Origin of the sequence: Terrabacter ginsenosidimutans (assembly GCF_039539425.1) — a bacterium.
Classification (GTDB): Bacteria; Actinomycetota; Actinomycetes; order Actinomycetales; family Dermatophilaceae; genus Terrabacter; species Terrabacter ginsenosidimutans.
The window spans coordinates 36,466-50,180 of sequence record NZ_BAABDC010000002.1 but is presented as its reverse complement, the minus strand read 5'-3'; the positions used below and the strand labels follow the sequence as shown (position 1 = coordinate 50,180).

The following is a 13,715-nucleotide window of genomic DNA, read 5'->3' as shown; positions in this document are numbered from 1 at the left end:
GTGGGGTGGCCTCCATCCCCTTCCATCCGTCAGTCGGTGAGGAAGTCGGCCGGGTGGCCGAACTTGCCCGAGTGCACGAACGCCTCGAGCGGCAGCCTCGAGCGAGGCAGGCGCGCCCGGGTGCGCACCCATCCCGGCATCTCGGCGTCGTCGTCCGGGCCGGCGGGAAGCCCCAGCGCGATGCCGGTGGTGACCGCCCAGTGGGGTGGCACGGCGAACCGCTCGGTGGCAGCCCGGTGGTCGAAACCTCCGAACTGGCGCACCTGCAGACCCATCGACCGCGCCTGCACGGTGATGTGGGCGACGGCCTGGCCGAGGTCGAACATCGCGTAGTCGCTGTAGGCGATCTCGTGGTCCTCGTCGGTCGCCACCTGGTGCAGCGTCAGGATGATGGCCGACGCCGACGGGGCCCACACCTGGTTGGCCGACGAGAGGACCTCGACCATCGCGGCGTGCGTGTCGTCACCGCGCAGACCGACGATGAAGCCCCAGGGCTGGCTGTTGCCGGCCGACGGTGACCAGCGCGCAGCCTCGAGGATGGCGCGCAGGGAGTCCGGCCCGAGCACGTGGGACCGGTCGTAGACCATGACGCTCTCGCGGTCGCGCAGCAGCGGGGTGAGGATCTCCGGCTGCGCCGGCACCATCGGGGGCGTATGCCGTCCAGCAGGGTTGGCCTTGTCCGTCACGTCGCGCTCACCGTCCTCACGCACCCGACAACCATGCCGCAGCCGCGTCTCTTCCCGGACGTGCTGTGGCCGGGACCACGTCGGCAGCCGTCAGTAGGCCCGCCCGACGACCGCGAGCACGCCGTCGGCGTCCTCGGAGGCGGGCACGGTCCCGTCGGGCATCGTCAGGCACCGGACCGTGACGGCCGACTCGGCGAGGGTCGCCTCGCCCTCGGGCCCGAGCGTGGACCACGGGATCGTCGCCCATCCGGTTCGGGCTGCCTCCGCGGCGTCCTCGAGGGTGGCCACCGACGTCGTGTTCGCCTCCCGGTGGGCCAGCGCGGCGGCATACATCGCATCCTGGTCCTCCTCGAGCGCGCCCGTCACGGTGTCCACGACGGCGCCGAGCGGCACCGACGACTTGCCCCCGACGATCCTCCGGGCCACGGTGGCCGAGCCCTCGGCGAGGTCGCGCGGGCCGATCTCGACGCGGACCGGGATGCCCTTGAGCTCGGCATCGACCGCGCGGCGACCGAAGGGCGTGTCGACGCGGGCGTCGAGCTCGGCGCGCACGCCCCGGGCGACGAGGTCGGCGACGACCTGGCGCGCGGCCTCGATGACCCCCTCCCCCTCCTTGACCACCATGACGAGGGCCTGCACCGGCGCGAGGCGAGGAGGCACACGCAGTCCCCGGTCGTCGCCGTGGCCCATGATGAGGCCGCCGACCATGCGCGTCGACGTGCCCCACGACGTCGTCCAGCAGGTCTCCTGCCGACCCTGCTCCGAGAGGTAGTCGATGTCGAAGGCCCGGGCGAAGTTCTGTCCGAGCTCGTGGCTCGTGCCCATCTGCAGGGCCTTGCCGTCGCGCATCATCCCCTCCAGCGCAAGGGTGTTCGTCGCGCCGGCGAACCGCTCGCGGGCGGTCTTTCGGCCGAGGACCACGGGCATCGCGAGCATCTCGCGCATGAAGGCCGCATAGACGTCCTCGTGGATCCGCTTCGCGTAGAGCCGCGCATCCTCCTCGGTGGCGTGGGCGGTGTGCCCCTCCTGCCAGAGGAACTCGCTGGTGCGCAGGAAGATCCGCGGCCGCAGCTCCCACCGCACGACGTTGGCCCACTGGTTGAGCAGCAGCGGCAGGTCCCGGTAGCTCTGCGTCCACTTGGCCATGTACTCGCCGATGACGGTCTCGGAGGTCGGGCGCACGACGACCTTCTCCTCGAGCTCCTTGCCCCCGGCGTGGGTGACGACGGCGAGCTCGGGGCTGAATCCCTCGACGTGCTCGGCCTCGCGGCTCAGGTAGGACTCCGGGATGAAGAGCGGGAAGTACGCGTTGCGGGCACCGGCTTCCTTGATGCGACGATCCATGTCCGCCTGCATCCGCTCCCAGATCGCGTAGCCGTACGGTCGGATCACCATGGTGCCGCGCACCGGCCCGTTGTCGGCCAGCTCGGCCTTGGCGATGACGTCCTGGTACCAGCGGGGGAAGTCCTCGGACTGGGGAGTGAGCACGGTCTTGGGCATGCGCCCGATCCTACGGTCGGCGGGACACGGCGCCCTCTGGCATTCTCGCGGCCGTGGCCGGCCGTGGCCGGCCGTGGCCGGCCGCGACGGCCTCAGCCGCGCTGCATCGTCGCGACCATGAACGCCTGCCACGCCTCGCGGGAGTCCGCGAGCTCGCCCGGGCCGCCGGCCTGTTCGAGGATGCGTGTCGTCGCGTCCCGGGTCACGTCGTCGAAGTCGCCGGTGATCTCGACGTCGGTGCGACCCCAGACGTGGCGGCACATCGCCTGCACGGCCTGCACCTGCGCGTTGGAGCGGCGGATGAGACGCGGCTGCTCGGGCCCGAAGCGCCCGATGTCGACGTGGATGTGGTTGCCGTGCGCGGCATCGAAGAGATAGGTGAGCACGTCGGCGAACTCGTGGTGCAGACCGGCAGCGGTACGCCAGTAGAGGGCGAGGCGACGCCGTAGCTCGGTGGCGGGGGCGTCGCGCCACTGGTCGTACCTCAGAGACGTGAGGTCGCGCCCGTCGGCGCGCAGCCGGGCGATGTCGATGGCCTCCCCCGAGCTGTGCCACGACGTGGAGGACCCCCGCACCCACGCACCGAAGGACCGTAGCTCGTCGGGCGCCTGGCCGATGTGCCTGCGGTGCAACGCCAGCCACCGGTCGAGTCGGCGCCCGAACGGCTCCGTGACGTAGTACGTGGCGGCGCGCCCGCTCACCTCGTAGACGTAGGCCGCCGGCCCGATGCGCCGCCGGCCCTGAAGCTCGGGGTAGTCGACCGGCTGCGGGTCGATGCGCAGCTCCGCCGGGGTCGGCTCGTTCAGACCGGGCAGCCGCGGGAGGGACGGCAGGCCGTGACCGGGCGACACGGCATACGCCCCGCCGGCGACGGCGGCGCCGACGGCGCCCAGCGAGAGCAGCCGACGCCGAGACATCAGGGGACGTGGGGCGGCCGGCCCAGGTGGCGTGCCGACCCCCTCGTCCCGCTGCGTGTCCCCGCTCATGACTGCTCCAACGCGCGAGCACCGTCCACCGATCCCGCGGGGCGCGTCCACCGACGGGACCGCTGTCCGCGGCTACGCTCCCGCCATGTCCACCGACAGCGGTCCGTCGCGGCGCGCGATGCTGCTCGGCGCCGCGGGCCTGGCGACGGCCCTCGTGTCCGTCGCCGGATGCTCGTCCGCGGGCGGGCCCGTCCTCACCGACGGCGTCCTGTCGAACCGCTTCGGACTCGACGCACCGCGCTGGCGGATGGCGGTGCCGCGGTCCGGGCGGCCGCTCGGCCTCGTCGTGGCGCTCCACGGTTTCGGAGGATCGGCTGACGACGCGTTCAACCTCGGTCTCGGCGACGCCGTCGAGACCTCGCGGATGGCGCTCGTCTCCGTCGACGGCGCGGACACCTACTGGCACGCGCGGCGCGACGGCAGCGACACCGGAGCCATGGTCCGGGACGAGCTCCTGCCGATGGCCGTCGCCGCGGCGGGGCTCCCCGCGGCCTCGCCGGTCACTCTCCTCGGATGGTCGATGGGCGGCTTCGGCGCTCTCCTCCTCGCGAGTGACCTCGGCCGGTCGCGGGTCAGCGGGGTGGTCGCCGCGAGCGCCGCGCTGTGGTTGAAGGGCAGCCAGACGCCGGCGCGGGCCTACGACGGGCGATCCGACTTCGACCGCCACTCGATCTTCGGCCGCCTGTCCCGGCTGAAGGACATCCCGGTGCGGCTCGACTGCGGCACCTCGGACCCCTTCATCGCGGCGAACCGGACCCTGGCCCGGCAGCTGCCGGGGTGCGAGGCCCACTTCACCGCCGGTGGACACGACGACGACTTCTGGAGCGGCAACGTGCCTGCGGAGATGGCTTGGGCCGCAGACCGCGCCACCCGTCCCACCTGACCGACCGTCGGCCTGGGAGCCATGGCGTGTGCCGTCCTGCTGGCGGCGGCATGCGGCGATGGCGTGCGGTCACGACAGGGCGGCGATGGCCTCCGCGGTCGCCAGGACCTTCTGCGCCGTGTCGACGTGGAGGTTCTCGATGAGCCGGCCGTTCAGCGTCGCGACGCCGCGGCCCTCCGCCTTCGCCTGCTCGAAGGCGGCGATCACCGCACGGGCGTCCTCGACCTGCGTGTCGCTCGGGGCGAAGACCTCGTTGGCCGCCTCGACCTGCCCGGGGTGGATGAGTGTCTTGCCGTCGAAGCCCCACTCGCGGCCCTGGCGCGCCTCTGCGAGGAAGCCGTCAGCGTCCTTGACGTCGTTGAAGACCCCGTCGACGATCGAGACGCCGGCGGCCCGTGCGGCGAGCAGCGCGAGCTGCAGGCTCGCCGCGATGGCCGCGCGGCCGGGGGCGAACGTCGCGCCCAGCTCCTTGTAGAGGTCGTTCGTGCCGAGCACCAGGCAGGCGAGCCGGCCGGAGGCCCGAGCGATCTCCTCCGCGTGCAGCACCGCGACAGGCGTCTCGACCATGGCCCAGAGTCGCGTGTGGGCCGGAGCTCCGGCCGCCTCCATCGCCACGACGAGTGCACGCACCTCGTCGGCGGAGCTCACCTTCGGCACGACGACGGCGTCGGGACCGGCGGCCGCAGCTGCGGCGAGGTCGTCGTCGTGCCACTGCGAACCGAGACCGTTGACGCGGATCGTCAGCTCACGGCGTCCGTAGTCACCGGATCGCGCTGCGGCGCAGGCATTCTCGCGTGCGGCATCCTTTGCGTCCGGTGCGACGGCGTCCTCCAGGTCGAGGATGAGGGCGTCGACGGGGAGCGTCTTGGCCTTCTCGAGCGCGCGCTCGTTGGAGCTCGGCATGTAGAGCACCGAGCGACGGGGACGGTAGGTGGTGGCGTCGGGCACGGGTCAGCCTTCCTGCGGGGCGGGCGCGGCCGAGTACAGCTCCGCGAGCGCGGGGTCGGTCTGCGACAGTCGCTCGGCGAGCTCGACGATGACGAGGCACTGCTTGAGGCTCGCGTCGTCCTCCATCTTGCCGTCGAGCATGACAGCCCCCGTCCCGTCACCCATCGCCGCGACGACGCGACGCGCGTGCGCGACGTCGTCCGCCGACGGGCTGAAGACCCGCTTGGCGATCTCGATCTGCACCGGGTGCAGCGACCACGTGCCGACGCAGCCGAGGAGGAAGGCGTTGCGGAACTGGTCCTCGCAGGCGACGACGTCCTGGATGTCACCGAACGGCCCGTAGTAGGGGTAGATCCCGTGCATCGCACACGCGTCGACCATGCGGGCGATCGTGTAGTGCCACAGGTCCTGCTGAGCGGTCGCCCGCGCGCCCGTGATGTCGCCGTCGACCGGGTCGGTGCGCACGAGGTAGCCGGGGTGGCCTCCGCCGACGCGGGTGGTCTTCATCCGACGGTCGGCGGCGAGGTCGGCGGGCCCCAGGGAGAGGCCCTGCATGCGCGGCGAGGCACCGCAGATCTCCTCGACGTTGACCATGCCGCGTGCCGTCTCGAGGATCGCGTGCACGAGGATCGGCCGGGTCAGTCCGGCCCTGGCCTCGAGCTGGGCCAGCAGGCGGTCGACGTAGTGGATGTCCTCGGCGCCCTGCACCTTGGGCACCATGACGACGTCGAGCTTGTCGCCGATCTCGGTGACGAGCGTCGTCAGGTCGTCGAGAGCCCATGGGCTGTCGAGGGCGTTGATGCGCGTCCAGAGCTGCGTGTTCTCCCCGAAGTCGGTGGCCTTCGCGATCTCGACGAGGCCCGCGCGTGCGGCCTCCTTGCTGTCTGCCTTGACGGCGTCCTCGAGGTTGCCGAGCAGCACGTCGACGGTGCCGACGAGCCCCGGCACCTTGGCGGCCATCTTGGGGTTGCTCGGGTCGAAGAAGTGGATGACCCGTGACGGGCGGGCCGGCACCTGCGTCAGGGGCGTCGGCGCCCCCACCGCGAGCGGGCGGAAGAAGTCCTTGGCGCTGCGCATGGGCGCCAACGTAGCAACGGCCCGTCCGCGCGCGTTATGACGACAGTCACGCGCGCCGCCGATGAGGGCGGGATCACTATGGTGGCGTTGTGAGCGAGCGCGCGACCGACAAGGCAACAGGCCAGGTGTCCGAGCCTGCGAGCGAGCAGCGCGACGCGGGCGCCGTGGGCCCCGTGGGCGCGGCCCTGCTGGGCGAGGCGATGACGAAGTCCGGCCTGTTGTGGATCGAGGTGGAGGGCGACCGCACCTGGCCCGCCTGGCACGTCTGGGACGACGGAGCCGCGCTCGTCGTCAGCGGACCCGGCGAGCAGCCCCTCCCCTGGCTGCCCCCCGAGGTGCGGATCATCCTGCGCAGCAAGGACACCGGTGGCCGCCTGCTCACCGTCCGGGCACACGTGCACGTCCTGGAGCCGGGCACCCCCGAGTGGGAGCGAGCGACCGGGCTGCTGCGGGCGTCGCGGCTCAACTCGGTCGACGACTCGCTGACGAGGTGGGCCGCGGAGTGCACCGTCACGGCGCTGGTCCCCTTCGACAGCCCGCTCGAGTCACCTGGGGCGTATGCCGCCCACGACCACCGGGAGCCGCCCGCCCGGACCGGCGCGACGACCACGACGTGGCGCCCCTGGCACTGGGGTGGTCGCGGCGAGGAGAAGGCCGAGCGCAAGCGCGCCCGCGACGAGGCCAAGGCCGGCCGCCGCGCCGCGAAGGAGCGCGCCAAGCTGCGCAAGAAGCGCCAGCGACGTGGCACCCGTCGGCAGGGACGCTGACCCCATAGCCTTGCCCCATGAGTGCGAGCACCCGCGTCTTCGTCGCGCGCCTGACCGGGCTGAGCGTCTTCGACCCGCTCGGTGACCAGGTCGGGCGGGTCCGCGACGTCGTGGTGATGTTCTCGGCCAACCGTCCCGAGCCCCGTGTCATCGGCCTCGTGGTCGAGGTGCCGGGCCGTCGCCGGGTCTTCGTCCCGATGACCAGGGTGACCTCCATCGACGCCGGCGCCGTCATCACGACCGGCCTCGTCAACATGCGCCGCTTCGAGCAACGCACCAACGAGGTCCTCGTGGCGGCCGAGCTGTTCGACCGCACGGTGCGCGTCACGACGGCCGAGGCCGTCGAGGCGGGTTTCGCCGACTCGCTCGTGGAGGACCTCGCCATCGAGCAGGGGCCTCGCCGCGACTGGCTGGGGACGCGGGTCTTCGTGCGGCAGGCACCGGCGGGGGTGTCACCGGCGTCGAAGGCGATGTCGCGCCTGACCCGTCGCCGCTCGGGCAAGACGATGCTGGTCGACATCCGCGACGTCGTCGGACTGCACGAGCAGGCCGGCGCGCAGAGCGCCGAGCGCCTCCTCGAGACCTACGACGACCTCAAGGTCGCCGACCTCGCCGAGGTCATCCACGACCTCAACCCCAAGCGGCGTGCCGAGGTCGCCGCTGCCCTCGACGACGAACGCCTCGCCGACGTCCTCGAGGAGCTGCCCGAGGACGACCAGGTCGAGATCCTCGCGGGCCTCGCCAACGAGCGCGCGGCCGACGTCCTCGAGGCGATGGAGCCCGACGACGCCGCCGACCTGCTCGCCGACCTGCCTCCGGAGCAGGCCGAGGAGCTGCTCCAGCTCATGGAGCCCGACGAGGCGGCTCCCCTGCGCCGGCTGCTCGCCTACGACGAGAAGACCGCCGGCGGCATGATGACGACCGAGCCGGTCATCCTCGGCCCCGAGGCGACGATCGCCGAGGCCCTCGCCACCGTCAGGCGCGAGGAGCTCGCCCCGGCCCTGGCCTCCATGGTCTACGTCTGCCGTCCGCCGCTCGAGGCACCGACGGGCCGCTACCTCGGTCTCGTCCACATCCAGCGCCTGCTGCGCGAGCCGCCGCACGGAGCCGTCGGGTCGATCATCGACAAGGAGATCGAGCCGGTGGTCGCGACCGCCTCGCTCGAGACCGTGACGCGAACGCTCGCGACCTACAACCTCGTCTCGCTGCCCGTGGTCGACGACGACGGCCGGCTCATCGGTGCGGTCACCGTCGACGACGTGCTCGACCACATCCTCCCCGAGGACTGGCGCGAGGAGCGGCATGAGCTGGGGGTGAACCCGTGAGCGAGCGCGCGGAGCGTCGCCCCGGACCGCGCACCGTGCGCGGCGACAAGCTCGACCAGCCGCAGGAGAAGCGCGCCAGGGTGTTTCCCCGGATCACCCTGACCCAGGAGGCCTTCGGCGTCCTGTCGGAGCAGTTCGCCCGCTTCATGGGCACCGCGCAGTTCCTCATCGGCATGACGGTCTTCGTCGCTGCGTGGATCGCGTGGAACATCCTGGCCCCGTCCCCGCTCGTCTTCGACCAGTTCCCGTTCATCTTCCTGACGCTCATGCTGAGCCTGCAGGCGTCGTATGCCGCCCCGCTCATCCTGCTCGCGCAGAACCGTCAGGCCGACCGCGACCGCGTCGCCCTCGAGCAGGACCGGGCCCGCGACGAGCGCAACCTCGCTGACACCGAGTTCCTGACCCGCGAGGTCGCCTCGCTGCGCCTCGCCCTGCGTGAGCAGGCGACCCGTGACTTCGTGCGCTCCGAGCTGCGCTCCCTGCTCGACGAGCTGGACAGCCGGACGACCGCCCGGGGCACGGACGAAGCCCCACCCCTCTCGCAACACACCGACTAGGTCGCGACACACCGGGTTCCGACGCCGGTGTGTTGCGAGCTCCTCGGTGTGTTGCGGTAGACAGCGGGCGTGGTCCGGGGGCTCCGGCACGCGGCATACGATGGAACACATGTCTGTCGCCGTACTGCCCAGTCGTGACGCGATGCTCACGGCGTTGTCGAAGGTCAACGACCCCGAGATCCGCAAGCCGATCACCGAGCTCGGCATGGTCAAGTCGGTCGAGATCGACGACGCCGGCAAGGTCGACCTCGCGATCTTCCTCACCGTGTCGGGCTGCCCCATGAAGGAGACCCTGACCAAGGACTCGAGCAACGCCCTGCTCGCGCTCGAGGGTGTCACCTCGGTCGAGGTCGAGCTCGACGTCATGAGCGACGAGCAGCGCGCCGAGCTGCGCTCGCAGCTGCGCGGGGGCGCCCCGGAGAAGGAGATCCCCTTCGCCAAGCCCAACAGCCTCACGCGGGTGTATGCCGTCGCGTCCGGCAAGGGCGGCGTCGGCAAGTCGTCGGTGACGGTCAACCTCGCCGCCGCGATGGCCGAGCAGGGCCTGCGCGTCGGCGTCGTCGACGCCGACGTCTACGGCTTCTCGGTGCCGCGCATGCTCGGTGTGGAGCAGCGCCCGACGCAGGTCGACGACATGATCCTGCCGCCCATCAGCCACGAGGTGAAGGTCATCTCGATCGGCATGTTCGTCCCGGGCAACCAGCCCGTCGTGTGGCGCGGACCCATGCTGCACCGGGCGCTCCAGCAGTTCCTCGGCGACGTCTTCTGGGGCGACCTCGACGTGCTCCTGCTCGACCTGCCGCCCGGCACCGGTGACATCGCGATCTCCGTCGCGCAGCTCATCCCGACGGCCGAGATCCTCGTCGTGACCACGCCGCAGCAGGCCGCCGCCGAGGTGGCCGAGCGAGCCGGCTCGATCGCGCTGCAGACGCACCAGCGCGTCGTCGGCGTCATCGAGAACATGAGCTGGCTCGAGCTTCCCGACGGCACGCGCCAGGAGATCTTCGGCTCCGGTGGCGGCCAGGCGGTCGCGGACTCGCTGACCAGGAGCATCGGCGCCCCGGTCGAGCTGCTCGGCCAGATCCCGCTCGACACGCGCCTGCGTGAGGGCGGCGACAGCGGCACCCCCGTCGTGCTCGGAGCACCCGACACGGCCGCGGCTGTGGCGCTGCGCGGCATCGCCCGCAACCTCGGCTCCCGTGCCCGTGGTCTCGCCGGCCGCTCGCTCGGTCTCACCCCCGCCGGTCGCTGACCCCATCCTCTGGTCGAGAGAGCAGCTCGCGGACCCCGGAGCTGCTCTCTCGGTTGTCAGGCGAGCGAGTCGACCCAGGCGCGATGCAGGTCGGAGTAACGCCCGGCCCCGGCTGCGACGAGGTCGCTCGGCGTGCCGTCCTCGACGATGCGCCCGTGCTCGAGCACCAGCACCCGGTCGGCGTTCTCGACCGTCGAGAGCCGGTGGGCGATGACGATGGCCGTGCGTCCGGCAAGGATCGTGCCGAGCGCCCGCTGGACGAGCCGCTCCGACGGGATGTCGAGCGATGACGTCGCCTCGTCGAGGATGAGCACGGCGGGGTCGGCCAGGAAGGCGCGCGCGAACGCGACGAGCTGCCGCTGCCCGGCGCTCAGCAGCCCTCCGCGGTTGGAGACCGGCGTGTCGTAGGCCTGCGGCAGCGCCGCGATGAACTCGTGCGCCCCCAGCGACCGGGCCGCGGACTCGACCTCCTCGTCCGTGGCGTCAGGGCGGCCGAACCGGATGTTGTCGGCGACGGTGCCGCTGAAGAGGTAGTTCTCCTGGGTCACCATGACGACCGCCCGGTGCAGGTCCTCGGAGGCGAGACGACGGAGGTCGAGGCCGTCGAGCAGCACCGCGCCCCCGGTCGGGTCGTAGAACCGCGTCGCCAGCTTGGCGATGGTCGTCTTGCCGGCCCCCGTCGTGCCGACGAGCGCCACCGTCTGCCCGGCGGGCACCGTGAGATCGAGGCCGGGGAGCACGACGGAGCCCTCGACGTAGGCGAACCGCACCGCGTCGAAACGCACCTCGCCGCGAGCCGCTGCGAGCGGCGCCGGGTCGGTCGGATCGGGCACGTCGGGCACCTCCTCCAGCACGCCCGAGAGCTTCTCGAGGGCGGCGGAGGCGGACTGGAAGGTGTTGTAGAACTGCGAGATCTCCATCATCGGCTCGAAGAACTGGCGCAGGTAGAGCAGGAACGCCGCCAGCACCCCGACGGTGACCTCGCCGTGGTAGGCGAGGTAGCCGCCGTAGAGCAGGACGGCGGCGATCGTGACGTTGCCGATGAGGCGGATGCCGGGCATGAACCAGGCGACGAGCCGGAACGCGACGAGGTTGGCGCGGCGGTACTGGTCGTTGACGTCGTCGAAGATCGCCTGGTTGCGCGGCTCGCGGCGGAAGGCCTGCACGGCCCGGATGCCGTTCATCGACTCGACGAAGTGGACGATGACGAGGGCGACCTTCTCGCGGGTGGCTCGGTAGCTCTTGGCCGACTCCTTGCGGAACCAGTTGGTCAGCAGGACGAGGGCCGGCCCGCACAGCAGAGCGACGATGCCGAGCTTGACGTCGAGCACGAGCAGCAGCACCGAGGTGCCGACGAGGGTCAGGGCGGCCGTGACGAGACCGTCGAACCCGGTCTCGAGCATCTCGTAGATGGCGTCGACGTCGGACGTCTGGCGGGAGATCACCCGACCGGAGGTGTAGCGGTCGTGGAAGGCCGGGCTCAGCAGCTGGAAGTGGCGGAACACCCGTCGGCGGATCGAGAGAAGGATGTCCTGACCGATCACGCCGGACCGGACGAGGAACAGGTTGCGCGCCACGGCCTGGGTCACGGTGGCACCGAGCACGAGGCCGACGACGAGCAGCAACGGCCCGAGGTCGCCGGAGGCACGGATGGGCGGGATGCCGGTGTCGATGCCCTCCTTGACGAGGTAGGGGATGGACAGGCGGGCGGCGTTCTCGACGACGACGACGACCATGAGCCACCAGAGGGCGCGGCGCCACGGACGCAGCACCTCCCCCAGGAGCCTGCGGGAGCGGCCGGCCAGGCGGGCGCTGGTCTCCGCCGTCAGGTCGCCCTCGATGTCGTCCGCAGCGACTCCGCGCCACTGCTGGGTGGCGGAGCTCATGCGTGCACCCCCTCGGTGGTCGGCGCCTCGGACGCGGGACCGGAACGGTCGGTGACATCGTCGGGATCGGTGGGATCCACGGGATCCGCGGCGAGCAGGTCACGGTAGGCCGGCACGTGCTCGAGCAGCTCGCGGTGGGTGCCGACGTGCGTGACGGTGCCGTGCTCGAGCAGCGCCACGCGGTCGGCGAGCAGCACGGTCGAGGCGCGGTGGGCCACGACGAGACCGGTCGTCGCCGACAGCACGTTGGACAGCGCCTCCTCGACGAGCTTCTCGGTGTGCACGTCGAGGGCCGACAGGGTGTCGTCCAGCACGAGCACGGCCGGCTGGGACAGCACCGCCCTGGCGAGCGCCAGCCGCTGCCGCTGACCGCCGGAGAGCGACAGGCCCTGCTCGCCGATGCGGGTGTCGAGACCCCACGGAAGGTCATGGACGAAGCCGGCCTGGGCGATCTCCAGCGCGGCGAGCACATCGTCCTCCGCGGCATCGGAGCGCCCGAGGGTGACGTTCTCGCGGGCGCTCATCGAGAAGAGCGTCGGCTCCTCGAACGCGGTGGCCACCAGGCTGCGCAGGGCCGCGAGGTCGAGGTCGCGCACGTCGACGCCGTCGATGGTGACGCGACCGCCGGTCACGTCGAACAGGCGCGGGACCAGGGCGGTCAGCGCGGTCTTGCCCGAACCCGTGGCGCCGACCAGCGCCAGTGTCTGGCCCGGCGGCACGTCGAGGTTGACGTCACGCAGCACCGGCTGGGCCGGCGCGTCAGGGAAGGCGAAGTCGACGTGCTCGAAGCGCAGGTGGCCGCGGGGTGCCCGCACCCGCTGGTCGCCGGCGACGATGTCGGGCTCGGTGTCGAAGATCTCGAGGACACGCGCTGCAGCGGTCATGGCTTCCTGCGCCATCGCGAGGATGACGCCGAGCGAGGAGACGGGCCACACGAGCGAGAGCAGGAGGGTGATGAAGGCGACGAGCTCGCCGGGGGTCAGGGCTCCCCTGCCGACCCCGATGGCCCCGAGCAGGAGCACCACGACGACGGCGAGGTTGGGGATGACCTCGAGGAACGTCCAGAACTTCGCCGCGAGCCGGACCTTGGCCAGGCTCGTCGCGCGCAGCTCGAGGGCTGCCTCGTCGTAGCGCCTGGCCATGTGGTCGCTGCGGCCGAAGGACCTGGTGACGCGGATCCCGACGGCGCCCTCCTCGGCGAGGGTGGCGAGGTCCCCCTGCTGGTCCTGCACGCCACGGGACACGACGACGTAGGCCTTCTCGAAGCGCATCGACAGCCACACGATCGGCGCTGCCGTCGCCGCCACGACGAGGCCGAGAGGCCAGTACATCGTCAGCAGCACGATCGTGACGACGAGGACCTGCAGGACGTTGACGACGAGGAAGAGCAGCCCGAAGCCGCTGAAGCGGCGGATGGCCGAGAGGTCGGTCGTCACCCGGGAGAGCAGCTGACCCGACTGCCACCGGGTGTGGAAGCTCATCGGCAGCGACTGCAGCCGCTCGTAGAGGTCGCGGCGCAGGTCGCTCTCGAGACCGAGGACGGCGTTGGACTGGACCCACCGGCGCACGAAGACGAGGACGGCCTCGAGGATGCCGAGGGCCAGGGCGAGCAGCCCGAGCGGCAGGACCGGCCCCAGCTCGTGCCGCGTGATGGGTCCGTCGATGATGGCGCGCGTGACGAGCGGGATCGCGATCGTGACGCCGACACCCGCCAGCGACACGGCGAACATGACGGCCAGGGCCCACCGATGGGGCCTGAGGTAGCTCCGGAGCCGCCAGAGGGACCGGACGGAGGCGGGCGGGTGCGAGGTCGGGTCGGCAGGCATCAAGCAGCGACGATAACCCCGA

12 protein-coding genes are annotated in these 13,715 nt (G+C 71.8%); 5 read left to right on the top strand and 7 right to left on the bottom strand.

Annotation, left to right across the window (positions count from 1 at the left end; genetic code table 11):
* Window positions 1-29: 29 nt before the first annotated feature.
* The 3 genes from ABD831_RS06235 to ABD831_RS06225 all read right to left on the bottom strand — a co-directional run bounded on the left by ABD831_RS06235 (window position 30) and on the right by ABD831_RS06225 (window position 3,172).
* A complete protein-coding gene (locus ABD831_RS06235) occupies window positions 30-710 on the bottom strand; it encodes a nitroreductase family protein (RefSeq protein ID WP_344943168.1) in 681 nt (226 codons plus the stop codon).
* A gap of 66 nt (window positions 711-776) precedes the next feature.
* Window positions 777-2,186 (bottom strand): proline--tRNA ligase, encoded by a 1,410-nt coding sequence (gene proS, locus ABD831_RS06230; protein WP_344943165.1) that lies wholly within the window; start codon window positions 2,184-2,186, stop codon window positions 777-779.
* A 92-nt stretch (window positions 2,187-2,278) separates the two neighbouring features.
* Entirely contained in the window at window positions 2,279-3,172 is an 894-nt protein-coding gene (locus ABD831_RS06225) for an extensin family protein (protein ID WP_344943163.1), read from the bottom strand.
* An 85-nt stretch (window positions 3,173-3,257) separates the two neighbouring features.
* Between ABD831_RS06225 and ABD831_RS06220 the strand changes: the two genes are divergently transcribed.
* On the top strand, window positions 3,258-4,055 hold the full coding sequence (locus ABD831_RS06220) for an alpha/beta hydrolase-fold protein (RefSeq protein ID WP_344943160.1): 798 nt from the start codon (window positions 3,258-3,260) through the stop codon (window positions 4,053-4,055).
* 69 nt (window positions 4,056-4,124) lie between these two features.
* Here the strand turns inward: ABD831_RS06220 and ABD831_RS06215 are convergent, their stop codons facing one another.
* The gene (locus tag ABD831_RS06215) at window positions 4,125-5,003 is read right to left on the bottom strand and encodes an HpcH/HpaI aldolase/citrate lyase family protein (RefSeq protein ID WP_344943157.1); all 879 of its coding nucleotides are present in this window, start codon (window positions 5,001-5,003) and stop codon (window positions 4,125-4,127) included.
* Window positions 5,004-5,006: 3 nt separating this feature from the next.
* Complete coding sequence (locus ABD831_RS06210; RefSeq protein WP_344943154.1) at window positions 5,007-6,080, bottom strand: HpcH/HpaI aldolase/citrate lyase family protein; 1,074 nt, start codon at window positions 6,078-6,080, stop codon at window positions 5,007-5,009.
* Between the two features lie 89 nt (window positions 6,081-6,169).
* Between ABD831_RS06210 and ABD831_RS06205 the strand changes: the two genes are divergently transcribed.
* The 4 genes from ABD831_RS06205 to ABD831_RS06190 all read left to right on the top strand — a co-directional run bounded on the left by ABD831_RS06205 (window position 6,170) and on the right by ABD831_RS06190 (window position 9,981).
* Complete coding sequence (locus ABD831_RS06205; protein ID WP_344943151.1) at window positions 6,170-6,847, top strand: hypothetical protein; 678 nt, start codon at window positions 6,170-6,172, stop codon at window positions 6,845-6,847.
* 17 nt (window positions 6,848-6,864) lie between these two features.
* On the top strand, window positions 6,865-8,172 hold the full coding sequence (locus ABD831_RS06200) for a magnesium transporter MgtE N-terminal domain-containing protein (RefSeq protein WP_142177053.1): 1,308 nt from the start codon (window positions 6,865-6,867) through the stop codon (window positions 8,170-8,172).
* Window positions 8,169-8,729 carry a DUF1003 domain-containing protein gene (locus ABD831_RS06195; protein ID WP_344943147.1) on the top strand — a complete coding sequence of 187 codons (561 nt, stop codon included), beginning with the start codon at window positions 8,169-8,171 and terminating at the stop codon, window positions 8,727-8,729. The genes ABD831_RS06200 and ABD831_RS06195 overlap by 4 nt, the downstream gene beginning before the upstream one ends.
* 109 nt (window positions 8,730-8,838) lie before the next feature.
* The gene (locus ABD831_RS06190) at window positions 8,839-9,981 is read left to right on the top strand and encodes an Mrp/NBP35 family ATP-binding protein (RefSeq protein WP_344943143.1); all 1,143 of its coding nucleotides are present in this window, start codon (window positions 8,839-8,841) and stop codon (window positions 9,979-9,981) included.
* Window positions 9,982-10,037: 56 nt separating this feature from the next.
* On the opposite strand, the gene ABD831_RS06185 is transcribed toward ABD831_RS06190, so the two are convergent.
* Window positions 10,038-11,867, bottom strand: coding sequence for an ABC transporter ATP-binding protein (locus ABD831_RS06185; RefSeq protein ID WP_344943140.1), 1,830 nt, complete (start codon window positions 11,865-11,867; stop codon window positions 10,038-10,040).
* Window positions 11,864-13,693, bottom strand: coding sequence for an ABC transporter ATP-binding protein (locus ABD831_RS06180; RefSeq protein ID WP_344943137.1), 1,830 nt, complete (start codon window positions 13,691-13,693; stop codon window positions 11,864-11,866). Before ABD831_RS06180 ends, ABD831_RS06185 begins: the two co-directional genes overlap by 4 nt.
* Between the last annotated feature and the right edge of the window lie 22 nt (window positions 13,694-13,715).

Coding starts and splice junctions, on each gene's coding strand:
- ABD831_RS06180 (WP_344943137.1), bottom strand. CDS start 13,693: ATGCCTGCCGACCCGACCTCGCACCCGCCCGCCTCCGTCCGGTCCCTC.
- ABD831_RS06210 (WP_344943154.1), bottom strand. CDS start 6,080: ATGCGCAGCGCCAAGGACTTCTTCCGCCCGCTCGCGGTGGGGGCGCCG.
- ABD831_RS06220 (WP_344943160.1), top strand. CDS start 3,258: ATGTCCACCGACAGCGGTCCGTCGCGGCGCGCGATGCTGCTCGGCGCC.
- ABD831_RS06190 (WP_344943143.1), top strand. CDS start 8,839: ATGTCTGTCGCCGTACTGCCCAGTCGTGACGCGATGCTCACGGCGTTG.
- ABD831_RS06200 (WP_142177053.1), top strand. CDS start 6,865: ATGAGTGCGAGCACCCGCGTCTTCGTCGCGCGCCTGACCGGGCTGAGC.
- proS (WP_344943165.1), bottom strand. CDS start 2,186: ATGCCCAAGACCGTGCTCACTCCCCAGTCCGAGGACTTCCCCCGCTGG.
- ABD831_RS06185 (WP_344943140.1), bottom strand. CDS start 11,867: ATGAGCTCCGCCACCCAGCAGTGGCGCGGAGTCGCTGCGGACGACATC.
- ABD831_RS06225 (WP_344943163.1), bottom strand. CDS start 3,172: ATGAGCGGGGACACGCAGCGGGACGAGGGGGTCGGCACGCCACCTGGG.